This window comes from Pseudomonas sp. LS-2 (assembly GCF_003605735.1).
In the GTDB taxonomy this organism is placed as follows: Bacteria; Pseudomonadota; Gammaproteobacteria; order Pseudomonadales; family Pseudomonadaceae; genus Aquipseudomonas.
The window spans coordinates 41903-55369 of the sequence record NZ_QXTJ01000023.1 but is presented as its reverse complement, the minus strand read 5'-3'; the positions used below and the strand labels follow the sequence as shown (position 1 = coordinate 55369).

General features: G+C 59.3%; 11 protein-coding genes. 8 read left to right on the top strand and 3 right to left on the bottom strand.

Translation table 11 applies throughout. The features are described 5' to 3' along the window. Nucleotides 1-37: 37 nt before the first annotated feature. On the bottom strand, nt 38-3529 hold the full coding sequence (locus tag D3M70_RS13960; protein ID WP_120126396.1) for a response regulator: 3492 nt from the start codon (nt 3527-3529) through the stop codon (nt 38-40). 274 nt (nt 3530-3803) lie between these two features. On the opposite strand from D3M70_RS13960, the gene D3M70_RS13955 reads away from it, so the two are divergent. Then, complete coding sequence (locus D3M70_RS13955) at nt 3804-4166, top strand: response regulator (protein WP_120126332.1); 363 nt, start codon at nt 3804-3806, stop codon at nt 4164-4166. Beyond that, nucleotides 4156-5466 carry a glycosyltransferase gene (locus tag D3M70_RS13950; protein WP_375232970.1) on the top strand — a complete coding sequence of 437 codons (1311 nt, stop codon included), beginning with the start codon at nt 4156-4158 and terminating at the stop codon, nt 5464-5466. Before D3M70_RS13955 ends, D3M70_RS13950 begins: the two co-directional genes overlap by 11 nt. 17 nt (nt 5467-5483) lie before the next feature. Here D3M70_RS13950 and D3M70_RS13945 read toward each other — a convergent pair whose 3' ends face one another. Next, complete coding sequence (locus D3M70_RS13945) at nt 5484-5885, bottom strand: type II toxin-antitoxin system HicB family antitoxin (protein WP_120126331.1); 402 nt, start codon at nt 5883-5885, stop codon at nt 5484-5486. Between the two features lie 38 nt (nt 5886-5923). After that, the gene (locus tag D3M70_RS13940) at nt 5924-6106 is read right to left on the bottom strand and encodes a type II toxin-antitoxin system HicA family toxin (RefSeq protein ID WP_120126330.1); all 183 of its coding nucleotides are present in this window, start codon (nt 6104-6106) and stop codon (nt 5924-5926) included. Nucleotides 6107-6253: 147 nt separating this feature from the next. Between D3M70_RS13940 and D3M70_RS13935 the strand changes: the two genes are divergently transcribed. The 6 genes from D3M70_RS13935 to D3M70_RS13910 all read left to right on the top strand — a co-directional run bounded on the left by D3M70_RS13935 (nt 6254) and on the right by D3M70_RS13910 (nt 13458). Further along, nucleotides 6254-7159 (top strand): AraC family transcriptional regulator, encoded by a 906-nt coding sequence (locus D3M70_RS13935; RefSeq protein ID WP_120126329.1) that lies wholly within the window; start codon nt 6254-6256, stop codon nt 7157-7159. A gap of 242 nt (nt 7160-7401) precedes the next feature. Further along, entirely contained in the window at nt 7402-8724 is a 1323-nt protein-coding gene (locus D3M70_RS13930) for a sugar ABC transporter substrate-binding protein (RefSeq protein ID WP_120126328.1), read from the top strand. Between the two features lie 78 nt (nt 8725-8802). Beyond that, on the top strand, nt 8803-9735 hold the full coding sequence (locus D3M70_RS13925; RefSeq protein ID WP_120126394.1) for a carbohydrate ABC transporter permease: 933 nt from the start codon (nt 8803-8805) through the stop codon (nt 9733-9735). A 10-nt stretch (nt 9736-9745) separates the two neighbouring features. Continuing rightward, entirely contained in the window at nt 9746-10579 is an 834-nt protein-coding gene (locus tag D3M70_RS13920; protein ID WP_120126327.1) for a carbohydrate ABC transporter permease, read from the top strand. Between the two features lie 223 nt (nt 10580-10802). Further along, a complete protein-coding gene (locus D3M70_RS13915) occupies nt 10803-11906 on the top strand; it encodes an ABC transporter ATP-binding protein (protein ID WP_120126326.1) in 1104 nt (367 codons plus the stop codon). 34 nt (nt 11907-11940) lie between these two features. After that, complete coding sequence (locus D3M70_RS13910; RefSeq protein ID WP_120126325.1) at nt 11941-13458, top strand: mannitol dehydrogenase family protein; 1518 nt, start codon at nt 11941-11943, stop codon at nt 13456-13458. Nucleotides 13459-13467: the final 9 nt, after the last annotated feature.

The window sequence follows — 13467 nt, the reverse complement described above, 5'->3', positions numbered from 1 at the left end:
GGTCTTTCAACGGGCGTGGTCAATTGATTCGATCCATTCAGATACGTTCCATTTTTGGTAACCACACCCGGATCAGCGAGAACAGGCGATCGAGGTCGATGGGCTTGGCCAGGTAGTCGTTGGATCCGGCCTGCATGCAGCGGTCCTGATCGTCCTTCATGGCCTTCGCCGTCACCGCGATGATCGGCAACTTGCGCCAGCGCGGGTCTTTGCGGATCTGGGCAGTGGCTTCGTAGCCATCCATTTCCGGCATCATCACGTCCATCAACACCAGATCGATGTCCTCGACCGTGTTGAGCTTCTCGATGGCCTCCAGGCCGTTGCGCCCGACTTCGACAATGGCCCCTTTGTGTTCCAGTGCACTGGTCAGGGCGAAGATGTTGCGCACGTCGTCATCGACCACCAGGATCTTGCGACCCTCGAACACGCGGTCGCGGCTGCGCGCGGTCTTGAGCATCTTCTGCCGCTCGTTGGACAGCTGCGATTCGACCTTGTGCAGGAACAGCGTGACCTCATCGAGCAGTCGTTCCGGCGAGCGCGCGCCTTTGATGATGATGGTGCGCGAATACTTCAGCAGCTCCGACTCTTCATCGCGTGTCAGGTTGCGCCCGGTGTAGACGATCACCGGCGGGAAGGCACAGATCTCGTCGGTGGACATGCGCTTAAGCAGGTCGTTGCCCAGCATGTCCGGCAGTTTCAGGTCGATGATCATGCAGTCGTAAGCGTTGTCGCGCAGCAGCTCAAGCGCGTCCTGCGCGAAGCCGACGGCCGTGATCTCGATATCGTCATCACCGATCAGTCGGGCGATGCTGTCGCGCTGCAACGCGTCGTCTTCGACCAGCAGCACGCGCTTGACCTTTTGCGTGAGCTTGGCTTCGAGCCGGGCGAAGACGTCCTTGAGTTCTTCGCGGGTGGTCGGCTTGACGGCGTAACCGATGGCGCCCATCTGCAGCGCGGCTTCCTGACGGTCTTCGACGGAAATCACGTGAACCGGGATGTGGCGGGTGCTCGGCATTTCCTTCAGACGCTGCAACACCGTCAGACCCGAATGGTCCGGCAGGCGCATGTCCAGCAGGATCGCGTCGGGCAAAAAGCTTTGCGCCAGGTCGAAACCTTCGTCGGCGCCATGGGCGACCAGGCAGTTGTAGCCCAGCTCGTGAGCCAGGTCGTAGAGGATGTGAGCAAAGCGCACTTCATCCTCGATCACCAGAATGCAGCGGTTGTTGAATGGGGCCTTTTCCCGGTCATCGGCAAAGCGCGGAATCGGCTCCATGACCGGGGCCGCTACTGGAACCACAGGGGTCGGCAGCGGTGCTGGTTGCACGGCAGCCACAGGCGCATCCACATACTGCGAAGGCGCCTGTTCGACGTACTGCTCAGGCAACACCAGCGTAAAGATACTGCCCTGCCCGGGCTGACTGGTGACAGTGATGGAACCGCCCAGCAAGTGCGCCAGATCCCGGGAGATCGACAGACCCAGACCGGTCCCGCCGTAGCGTCGGTTGGTGGTGCCGTCCGCCTGACGGAACGCCTCGAAAATGCTTTCTTGCTGGTCCTCGGCAATGCCAATCCCCGAATCGCGAACCGTGAACGCAACGCCCTCGCCCGGCTGGCGCGACACGGTCAGGCTGACCGCGCCGGTTTCGGTGAACTTGACGGCGTTGGACAGCAGGTTCTTGAGGATCTGCTCCAGACGCTGGCGGTCCGTGTACAGGGACACCGGCGTGCCGGGCTGTACTTCCACGGAAAACTGCAGGTGCTTGTCGGCGGCCAGTGGCTCGAAGGTCATGCGCAACCCGTCCACCAGACGGCTGACGCTGCTGTTTTCCGGACGCATGTCCAGCTTGCCGGCCTCGACCTTGGAGATGTCCAGAATGTCATTGATCAGGTTCAACAGGTCGTTGCCTGCGGAATAGATCGATTCGGCGAACTTGACCTGTTCTTCGGAGAGGTTTTCCTGCGGGTTTTCAGCCAGCAGCTTGGCCAGAATCAACGAGCTGTTCAGCGGGGTGCGCAGTTCGTGGGACATGTTGGCGAGGAATTCGGACTTGTACTTGCTCGACCGCTGCAGTTCGTCGGCGCGGGCTTCCAGTTCTACCTGCGCCACGCTCAGCTCTTCGTTGTTGCGGTCCAGCGCATCGCGCTGGTCTGCCAACGCCCTGCTCTGCTCGGCCAGCTGTTCGTTGGTCTGCTCCAGTTCCGCTTGCTGGGTCTCCAGATGGGCCTGGGACTCCTTGAGGATCCGCGACTGCTCTTCCAGCTCCTCGTTGGCGGTGCGCAGTTCTTCCTGCTGCACTTGCAGTTCCTCGTTGAGTTGCTGGGTTTCGGCCAACACCTCTTGAAGACGCTGACGATAGCGAGCAGCTTCGATGGACGTGCCGACGTTATCGGCCACCAGTTCGAGGAATTCGATATCGCGCTGGCTCAGTTCGCGCAGAAAGCCCAGTTCGATCACGCCATTGACCTGATCGTCATTGCTGGTCGGCACCACGATCACGCTTCGCGGCGAACCGTCGCCCAGGCCGGAGGTAACTTTGAAGTAGTCCTGAGGCAAGTCGTCCAGGGTGATGATCTGGTCCTGCTCGGCGGCCTTGCCGACCACGCCTTCACCGCTGAAGATCGATTGCTCTTGCAGTTCCTGCTGACGGGAAAATCCATAGGAGGCGACACGCACCAGACCGCCGTGCTCCTGGCGCACATAAACGGCGGCCACTACCGCACCCAGATAGTGGGCGAAGAACTGCAGGACATTCCGGCCGAGCAGGTTGAGGGTCAGTTGCCCGATGACCTGCTCGGCCAGTTCGCTCTGACCGTTGCGCAGCCAGGCCACATGGGCCAGACGCTCGGCGTCTTCCTGTTGGGCTTTCATGTTGGCGGCATAGGTGCTGGAGAGCGCCGTCATGTCGCGACGGCCAACGTACGCCAGAATCCCGCTGACGATCAGAATGAACGCGATGTACAACGAGACCGAAATGATGGTGGTGTGCGTCACCTCGCTATTACGCGCCAGACGCAGCGAATGCTCTACGTTCGCCGCCTGATCGTACTGATCGCGGATTTCATCGGTCAGGCGCTTGCCGCGGCGGTTCTGGATCGGCGTTGCATAATCGGCATTATTGCGACGCAGGGTGATCATCTCCTGCGCGAACTGGTTCCACGACTCCTGCATCGCGGCCAGCCGCTTGAAGCGGTCGACCTGATCCGGATTGTCCGCGACCAGTTCCTCAAGACCCTTGAGTTCGGCCAGGATGCTCGGTTTGGCGACTTCATACGGGTCGAGAAAACGCTCGTCGCCGGTCAGCAGAAACCCGCGCATGCCGGTTTCCATGTCCACTGAGAGTTTCAGCGAGCGGTTGATGTTATTGATGACCCGGTCCGTGTGCTCCACCCACTGAATAGCGGAGAGCAGGTAGGTAATCAGGATTACGAAGAAAGCTGCGCTGAGAACGCCGACCGCCAAGGGTAAACTGACGTTGCGGCTCAGAAGTTTGCGGAAACGTTGCTCATCGACTGCAGAGGTTTGGATCATCGCAAGGGCCCAGGCGGATTCGTTCAAACGACGGAGTTTGCCGTAAACTTCAGCAAAAAACTCCAGCTTCTGACATACAAGGTTGAATTTTCTGACTTTAGCTGTAGGACAAAACTCGGCGTACTATGCGTTTGAGTGATTCTCCAAGGCCATCACACTCATTTGAATTGTGTTTTTGACGCCGGGAAGTTGTCACAATCACCGTCCTGGTTATTCAGCAGACCGGTCACCTATTGCCTGGTTTGAACTTCGTCACTTTCAAGGAAATTTTTTCATGTCCAACCCAGCCAGCACGATTCTGGTGGTTGAAGACGACAACATCGTCCGGATGCTGGTCGTCGACGTTCTCGAAGAGCTGGAGTACACCGTGCTCGAAGCCGCAGACGCAAAAGAAGCCCTGGGCTATCTGCAGAACGACAGCCAGACCATCGACCTGCTGATGACCGACAAAGGCTTGCCCGACATGGATGGCATCGAGCTGGCGAAGAAGGCCCGCGAGCTGCGCCCCACGCTGCCGATCCTGTTCGCCAGCGGCTACGCCGAAAACATCGATGCACCTGCGGGCATGCAGATCATCGGCAAACCCTTTTCCATCGATCAACTGCGCGACAAAGTGAACAGCATTCTTGGCCACTGAAACCCTCCCCCACTCCCGGCACACCCATGTCCTGATCATCGGCTATGTGTGGCCGGAGCCGCGTTCGTCGGCCGCCAGCGGCCACGTCATGCAACTGATCGACTGTTTTCTGGAACAGGGCTGGCAGATCACCTTCGCCAGCCCAGCCAGCGAGGGTGAGCACAAGGCGGACCTGACCGCACTGGGCATCACCGAAGTCGCCATCGAACTGAACAACAGCAGCTTCGACCATTTCGTCAGCGAGCTGCAGCCGGATGTGGTCCTGTTCGATCAATACGTCATCGAAGAGCAATTCGGCTGGAGGGTGGAGAAGCACTGCCCGAATGCGTTGCGGGTACTCGAAACCTCCGACCTGCAAAGCATGCGCCATACCCGACATCAACTGGTCAAGGACCTGCTGCAAGGCCAGCCGGACAGCGACCTGGCGGGCTACTTCCAGATGCCTCGCGCCGAACTCATCACCCACATGGCAACCACCGACATCGCCCAGCGGGAAATCGCCGCGATCTATCGCAGTGACCTGAGCCTGATGGTGTCGGACATGGAAATCGAACTGCTGACCGAACAACTGCGGATGCCCGCGTCGCTGCTGCACTGGGCGCCGCTGCTGGTTCGCGACATTCCCGACCAGGGCAAAGGCTACGACGAGCGGGAACACTTCCTGATCATCGGCAACTTCCGCCACGCGCCGAACTGGGATGCCGTGCTCTGGCTGAAGAACAGCATCTGGCCGCTGATTCGTCAGCAACTGCCGTCGGCACAAGTGCATGTCTACGGCGCGTATACCCCGCCCAAGGCCACTGCTCTGCACAACGCCGCTCAGGGTTTCCACATCATGAACTGGGCCGAAGACGCCCTTGAAGTCATGTCAGGCGCTCGCGTGTCGCTGGCACCGATCCGCTTTGGCGCGGGGATCAAGGGCAAGGTGATCGACGCCATGGTCTGCGGCACGCCGACCGTCACCACGCCGATCGGCGCCGAAGCCATGTATGGCGAGCTGCCGTTTCCAGGCGCCATCGCCACCGATGCCCAGGCGCTGGCAGACGCAGCGGTGCATCTGTACAAGGACCGGACGCTCTGGGAGCAGGCACAGCGCGCCGGTTGGGCGGTGCTTGCGCAACGCTTCCGCCACGAACACCACAGCGCGACCCTGATCGAACGCATCAACCATCTGCGTGACCACCTGCAGGCCCATCGCACCGCCAACTTCACCGGCGCGATGCTTCGCCATCACCAGCACAAGAGCACGCAGTACATGTCGCAGTGGATCGAGGCGAAGAACCGTAACGCCGTCGAGTGAGACAGGACCTGACCAGCCTACTCGTGCAACTCGCGTAACGCCGCCGTTGCCAGAAAACCAGAGCGAGAACTGTAGCGCTGATCGCTTCTGACCCGGGCATCGATCCGCTCAAGCAGGAACTCAGGCAGCGTCGCATTGAAGCGCACCGCTTTACCGAAATAAGGGGTCACATCGAACTCGACGACCGCCCAGACGCCACCCTGGTAGTCAGGGCTATTGATATGCGCATCGATATCCAGCGCTTCGGGCAGTGGATCGCCGTCAGCCACCAACCCTTCGAAATGCAGGGCGAGTGCTTCCTTGACGTTCTCGAGCGCTTCGGCAACGGTTGCCCCAGCCGAAAAGCAGCCGGGAATATCGGGGACGGTCACGCCGTACACCGAATCGGGATCCTTATGCAGAACCACGGGTAATCTCATGCTCGTTTCCTTCCGGATTCACCTGATCAGTACAGCGCTCATTTGAGTCCTGCCTGTTTCAGAATGTTGTGGACCGTTCCTTTAGGCAGGTCATCTTTGGGATGCGGAACGGTAACGCGCCCTTTCTTGACCGGATGCTTGTATTGGCAGTGGCTGCCACGGATCTCGACCAGAAACCAGCCATCCCCCTCAATTCGTTTGATCATCTCCCTGCTTCGCATCAGCCTATCCCTTCATTGACCGATGTGTATAGTACACACTGAAAATTTACCGACCAGCGCGCGAAGGGGGTTTGTCAGACTGGATGTAACCACAGCAGAAATAGTGCACATTAGCCCTCAGGCATCTCCCAGAATCCCGGCAATGGCATGACCAGAACAACAAGAGTCACCGACCCTTCCTACGAGCTGATGGACGACCATAACGGTCTGTCGATCATCTACCGCGAACATGGCTTCCCGTGCCCGCTGGTGCGCTGGCATTTCCACAAGGAGTACGAGCTGCATTTGATCGTCGCCAGTTCCGGCAAGGTGTTCGTGGGCGATTACATCGGCAACTTCTATCCGGGGACGCTGTTTCTGACAGGCCCAAACCTGCCGCACAACTGGATCAGCCAGGTCGAAGAAGACGAAGTGGTGCCCAAGCGCGACATGCTGGTGAACTTCACCGAGGAGTTGCTGGAAAGCGGCAATCAGGTATTCGCCGAGCTCAAGACCCTGGCCCCTTTGCTGGAGCGGGCGCAGTACGGCATCGAGTTTCGCTGCAAGCGGACCATTCGCCAGGCCATGAAGCTGATGCAGAAGATTGCCGATTCCAGCGGCATGACCCGACTGGGTCACTTTTTCATCCTGCTGGAATTGCTCGCCGCCAGTGATGACTTCCAGTTGCTGTCCGGGACGACCGCCTCGCAGCTCTCGGACGATCACGCCGTCGAGCGCACCAACAAAGCGGTGGAATACATCTTTACTCACTACGCCCGGGACTTGAGCCTTGAAGAAGTGGCCGAGCACCTGGGGATGAAACCCACCTATTTCTCCCGCGTATTCAAACAGGCGACCGGGCGTACGTTCGTCGAGTTCGTCAATCGCCTGCGGATCAGCAAATCCTGCGAACTGCTGGCCGATGGCGAAAAACCGGTGACCGACGTGTGTTTCGAATCCGGCTTCAATAACATTTCCAACTTCAACCGTCGCTTCCAGAAGCTCAAAGGCATGACGCCGTCGCATTACCGGCGCCTGGCAGTACAGCGACTCACCGAGCAAAACCTGTACTGATTCACTCCCTTCCCGCTCTCTTCGACTACGCTGGAACTGCGCCGCACCATGCTGGCGCTTGGTTTCGGTGCGCAGCTGCCTGAACTCCCAGTGCAAGAAAGTATCAGTTCAAGTGTGTCGCAGGATTTGTCAATGTCCGTGCAGACCGTTGTAATCGACTGACCTTCTTCCACGTCTCCGGAAGGAACAAAAACAATAACCAAGCTTCTGCCGTCCCTCGGGACACAGAAGAGGAGTGATAAATGAAGACCTCTGCAAAAGTTCTGCTGGCTGGCACCTGTCTGACATTCTCAACCCTGGCCTCCCTGGCCCACGCGGGCGACGTCACCATCGCCACCGTCAACAACAGCGACATGATCCGCATGCAGCGGTTGTCGAAAACCTTCGAAGAACAGCATCCCGACATCAAGCTCAAGTGGGTCGTCCTCGAAGAGAACGTGCTGCGTCAGCGCCTGACCACCGACATCGCCACAAAGGGTGGCCAATTCGACGTTCTGACCATCGGCATGTACGAAGCCTCACTGTGGGGCGCCAAGGGTTGGTTGAAGGAAATGAACGACCTGCCCGCCTCCTACGCGCTGGACGACGTTTTCCCTTCCGTACGTGACGGCCTGTCGGTCGACGGCAAGCTGTTCGCCCTGCCGTTCTATGCCGAAAGCTCGATTACCTACTACCGCAAGGATCTGTTCAAGGCGGCTGGCCTGACCATGCCGGAGCGCCCAACCTGGACCCAGATCTCCGAATTCGCCGACAAACTCACCGACAAATCGAAAGAACAGTACGGCATCTGCCTGCGGGGCAAGGCGGGCTGGGGTGAGAACATGGCGTTGATCACCACCGTGGCCAACTCGTTCGGTGCGCGCTGGTTCGACGAACAGTGGAAACCTCAGTTCGACCAGCCTGAATGGAAGAACGCGCTGAACTTCTACGTCAACGTGATGAAGAAAGACGGCCCTCCCGGCGCGTCCAGCAACGGTTTCAACGAAAACCTGGCGCTGTTCAACAGCGGCAAATGCGCGATCTGGGTCGATGCCAGCGTCGCAGGCTCCTTCGTCACCGACAAGTCGCAAAGCAAGGTGGCCGACAACGTAGGCTTCACTTACGCCCCGCACGAAGTCACCGACAAAGGCTCGGCCTGGTTGTACTCCTGGGCTCTGGCGATTCCGACCAGCGCCAAGAACGACAAGGACGCCCGCGCCTTCACCGAGTGGGCCACGTCCAAAGAGTACGCGGCGCTGGTCGCAGAGAAAGACGGCGTGTCCAACGTGCCGCCTGGCACCCGCGCTTCGACCTACACCGACGCGTACAAGCAGGCCGCGCCGTTCGCCAACATCACCCTGGAGTCGCTCAAGGCGGTAACGCCGAAAGCGCCGACCCTCAAGCCGGTGCCTTACGTCGGTATCCAGTTGGTGACCATCCCCGAGTTCCAGTCGATCGGCACCTCCGTAGGCCAGCAGTTCTCTGCGGCGCTGGTGGGCACCTCCTCGGTCGATCAGGCACTGACCAACGCACAAAGCGTGTCCGAGCGTGAAATGAAGCGAGCGGGTTACCCGAAAAAGGGTTGATCTCCAACGCTTGAAGGCAGCAGTGGACGCCCCGTCCCTGCTGCCATGCTCACGCTACTGCCCTGGTTCGGAGTCATCATGAACACGTCCACCATTACCCCTCGTGCGGCTTCGGCCGACGATAAAACACAGATCAAAGGCAGTGTGACCAAGCCTGGCTGGTTTCTGGTCAGCCCTTCGGTACTGTTGCTGCTGGTCTGGATGATCGTCCCGCTGGGCATGACCATCTACTTCTCGCTGATTCGCTATAACCTGCTCAACCCCGGCGAAAACGAATTCGTCGGGCTTGAGAACTTCGAGTTTTTCGTCACCGACGCAGGCTTTTTACCCGGTGCCATGAACACCCTGCTGCTGGTCGGCAGCGTACTGGCGATCAGCGTGATCCTTGGCGTACTGATCTCGGCCCTGCTGGAAGCCACCGAGTTTCTCGGTCGTGGCATCGTGCGCGTATTGCTGATTTCGCCGTTCTTCATCATGCCCACGGTCAGTGCGCTGATCTGGAAGAACCTGATTTTTCATCCGGTGTCCGGCATCCTCGCCTCGGTCTGGAAGCTGTTCGGCGCTCAGCCCGTGGACTGGCTGGCCAACTACCCGATGCTGTCGATCATCATCATCGTGTCCTGGCAGTGGCTGCCGTTCGCCATCCTGATCCTGATGACTGCCATGCAGTCCCTGGACCAGGAACAGAAAGAAGCTGCACGCCTTGATGGCGCAGGCCCCATTGCGATCTTCTGGCACCTGACCCTGCCGCACCTGGCACGCCCCATCGCTGTCGTCGTGATGATCGAGACCATCTTCCTGCTGTCGGTGTTCGCGGAAATCTTCACCACCACCAACGGCGGTCCGGGCTTCGCTTCGACCAACCTTGCGTACCTGATCTACAACCAGGCGCTGCTGCAATTCGACGTGGGCATGGCATCGGCGGGCGGCTTGATTGCCGTGGTCATCGCCAACATTGCCGCGATCATCCTGGTCCGGATGATCGGTAAAAACCTCACCGACAAGTCTTGAGGGCAAGGTCATGATGACGCTCAAACAATCCCGTCGCCTGCAAAGCGTGCTGCTTGGCACCCTGTCGTGGGTGATCGCGGCGCTGATTTTCTTCCCGATCTTCTGGATGGTCCTGACCAGCTTCAAGACCGAGATCGACGCGTTCGCCACGCCGCCGCAGTTCATTTTCACGCCGACCCTGGAAAACTACCTGCACATTCAGGAGCGCAGCGATTACTTCCACTTCGCCTGGAACTCGATCCTGATTTCCTTCAGCGCCACGATCCTGTGCCTGCTGATCGCGGTGCCGGCGGCCTACTCCATGGCGTTCTTCGAAACCAAACGCACCAAAGGCACATTGCTGTGGATGCTCTCCACCAAGATGCTGCCGCCGGTGGGCGTGCTGATGCCGATCTACCTGCTGGCCAAGACCTTTGGCCTGCTGGATTCGCGCATCGCGCTGATCGTGATCTACACGCTGATCAACCTGCCGATCGTGGTCTGGATGATTTACACCTACTTCAAGGACATCCCTGGCGAGATCCTCGAAGCCTCGCGGCTGGATGGCGCGACCACGCGTCAGGAGATCTTCAAGGTGCTGATTCCGATCTGCAAAGGCGGCCTGGCTTCAACGGCGCTGCTGTCGCTGATCCTGTGCTGGAACGAGGCGTTCTGGTCGCTGAACCTGACCTCGTCCAACGCCGCGCCGCTGACCGCATTGATCGCCTCGTACTCAAGCCCTGAAGGCCTGTTCTGGGCCAAGTTGTCGGCGGTGTCGACCCTGGCCTGTGCGCCGATCCTGATTTTCGGCTGGATCAGCCAGAAACAACTGGTACGCGGGCTGTCGTTTGGTGCGGTGAAATGATCGAGAACACGATGGTTCCCACGCGGAGCGTGGGAACCATCTCGAGGGATACAACGATTTCGACCACCCCGCGCACCCTGTAGCAGTCCGGCTTGCCGGCGGCAGCGATGGCACAGACGCCACCGCCGGCAAGCCGTGCTGCTACAGAGAAATCATCGCCCATACGCTCAACGTACCCATCGCCCTTTTTTTATGTATTTGAAGAATAAAACTGGAGCCCCACATGGCTAACCTGACAATCAGAAATCTGCAAAAAGGCTTCGACGGCCACCAGATCATCAAAGGCATCGACCTGGACGTCAAAGACCGCGAATTCGTGGTCTTCGTCGGTCCTTCGGGTTGCGGAAAATCCACCCTGCTGCGCCTGATCGCAGGCCTTGAAGACGTCACCAGCGGCAGCATCGAACTCGATGGCCGCGAGATCACTCAAGTGACCCCAGCCAAGCGCGACCTGGCGATGGTGTTCCAGACCTATGCGCTGTATCCGCACATGACCGTGGGCAAAAACCTGTCCTTTGCGCTGGACCTGGCGGGCACGCCGAAAGCCGAAGTCGAGAAGAAAGTCGCCGAAGCGGCGCGCATTCTGGAACTGGGCCCCTTACTGGAGCGTAAACCCAAGCAATTGTCGGGCGGTCAGCGTCAGCGCGTGGCGATCGGTCGCGCCATCGTGCGTAACCCGAAAATCTTCCTCTTCGACGAACCACTGTCCAACCTCGACGCCGCACTTCGCGTGCAGACCCGTCTGGAACTGTCGCGCCTGCACAAGGAGCTGGAGGCGACCATGATCTACGTCACCCACGATCAGGTCGAAGCCATGACCCTGGCCGACAAAGTTGTGGTGCTCAACGGCGGTCGTGTGGAACAGGTCGGCTCGCCGCTTGAGCTCTATCACCACCCGGCCAACCTGTTCGTGGCGGGCTTCCTCGGTACGCCGAAAATGGGCTTCCTCAAAGGCAAGGTCAGCCGTGTCGACGGCACCGGCTGCGAAGTGACGCTGGACGCCGGGACCACGATCAGTCTGCCGTTCACCAATGCTCAGCAAAGCGTCGGCGATGCCGTGACCTTGGGCATTCGCCCAGAACACCTGGAACTGGCCAAAGACGGCGATTGCCAACTCAAAGTGGTGGCCGATGTCAGCGAACGCCTGGGCAGCGACACCTTCTGCCACGTGCGCACGACGTCCGGCGAAACCCTGACCATGCGTATCCGTGGGGACCTGGCCAGCCAGTACGGCGAGACCTTGAACCTGCATCTGGATAGCACTCATTGCCATCTGTTCGACGCCCAGGGCCAGGTCATCCGCAAGGCGCTGCAAGCCGCCGCCTGAGCCGACGAATTTCACAGAATCAGAGACCGTAGTCATGAAACTGAACAAACAGAATCTGTCGAACCTCGGTGCCGGCATTGAACTGCCCGCCTACACCCTCGAAGACCGCCGCCAGGGCATCGCCCACATCGGCGTCGGTGGTTTTCACCGCGCGCATCAGGCTTTTTATACCGATGCGCTCATGTCTCTCGGTGCGAAGGACAAGAGCGGCGAGGGCCTGGACTGGGCCATCTGCGGCGTCAGCCTGCGCGAGGAAGACCGCGCCAACTTCGAAGCGCTCAAGGGCCAGGACTTCCTCTACACCCTGTTCGAACTGGGCGACACGCCAGACACCGAAACCCGCATCATCGGCGCCATGAGCCAGATGTTGATGTCCACGGACAATGACCTGGTGCTGATCGACAAGCTGGCCAGCCCGGACATCCGCATCGTTTCACTGACGATTACCGAAGGCGGATACTGCATCGACGACAGCACCGGCGAGTTCATGAGCCACCTGCCGCAGATCCAGCATGACCTGCAACACCCCGCCACCCCAAAAACCGTATTCGGCTATTTGTGCGCAGCCCTCGCCAAGCGCCGCGCCGAAGGCACGCCTGCGTTCACCCTGATGTCCTGCGATAACCTGCCGCACAACGGGGCTGTCACCCGCAAAGCGCTGCTGACGTTCGCCAAACAGCGTGACGCCGATCTGCACGACTGGATCGCCGACAACGTCAGTTTCCCCAATGCCATGGTCGACCGCATCACGCCGATGACCAGCACTGCCCACCGCCTGCAATTGCATGACGAAAAAGGCATCGACGACGCCTGGCCGGTGGTCTGCGAACCGTTCGTGCAATGGGTGCTGGAAGACAAGTTCGTCAATGGTCGCCCGGCCTGGGAAAAGGTCGGCGTGCAGTTCACCGACGACGTCACCCCTTACGAAGAAATGAAGATCAAGTTGCTCAATGGCAGCCATCTGGCACTGACCTATCTGGGCGCGCTGAAAGGCTATCGCTTCGTTCACGAAACCATGAACGACCCGTTGTTCGTCGATTACATCCGCACCTACATGGACCTGGACGTCACCCCGCAACTGGCGCCGGTGCCGGGCATCGACCTGACCGACTACAAACAGACCCTGATCGACCGTTTCTCCAACCAGGCCATCGCCGACCAACTGGAACGTGTGTGTTCGGACGGCTCGTCGAAATTTCCGAAGTTCACCGTGCCGACCATCAATCGTCTGATCGTCGACAGCGGCAACATGGACCGCGCCTCGCTGGTGGTCGCGGCTTGGGCCTTGTACCTGCAAGGCAACAAGAACCGCGATTTCAAGGGCGAGAACGGCGTCGACTACAAGGTCGTCGACCCGCGCGCGGACTTCTGCAAAGCGCTGGTCGCCGACGACGTACTGGTCACCCAACGCCTGCTGGAGGTGGAAGAAATCTTCGGCGCAGCGATTCCGAAATCACCTGAGTTCGTGGCATCGTTCGAGCACAACCTGAACAGCCTGAAGCAACTGGGCGTCAGCAAAACCCTGGAAAACCTGTTAGCGAAAGCCATCTGAACTCCATAG

Coding starts and splice junctions, on each gene's coding strand:
- D3M70_RS13955 (WP_120126332.1), top strand. CDS start 3,804: ATGTCCAACCCAGCCAGCACGATTCTGGTGGTTGAAGACGACAACATC.
- D3M70_RS13915 (WP_120126326.1), top strand. CDS start 10,803: ATGGCTAACCTGACAATCAGAAATCTGCAAAAAGGCTTCGACGGCCAC.
- D3M70_RS13910 (WP_120126325.1), top strand. CDS start 11,941: ATGAAACTGAACAAACAGAATCTGTCGAACCTCGGTGCCGGCATTGAA.
- D3M70_RS13940 (WP_120126330.1), bottom strand. CDS start 6,106: ATGCGAAGCAGGGAGATGATCAAACGAATTGAGGGGGATGGCTGGTTT.
- D3M70_RS13945 (WP_120126331.1), bottom strand. CDS start 5,885: ATGAGATTACCCGTGGTTCTGCATAAGGATCCCGATTCGGTGTACGGC.
- D3M70_RS13925 (WP_120126394.1), top strand. CDS start 8,803: ATGAACACGTCCACCATTACCCCTCGTGCGGCTTCGGCCGACGATAAA.
- D3M70_RS13935 (WP_120126329.1), top strand. CDS start 6,254: ATGACCAGAACAACAAGAGTCACCGACCCTTCCTACGAGCTGATGGAC.
- D3M70_RS13930 (WP_120126328.1), top strand. CDS start 7,402: ATGAAGACCTCTGCAAAAGTTCTGCTGGCTGGCACCTGTCTGACATTC.
- D3M70_RS13920 (WP_120126327.1), top strand. CDS start 9,746: ATGATGACGCTCAAACAATCCCGTCGCCTGCAAAGCGTGCTGCTTGGC.
- D3M70_RS13960 (WP_120126396.1), bottom strand. CDS start 3,529: ATGATCCAAACCTCTGCAGTCGATGAGCAACGTTTCCGCAAACTTCTG.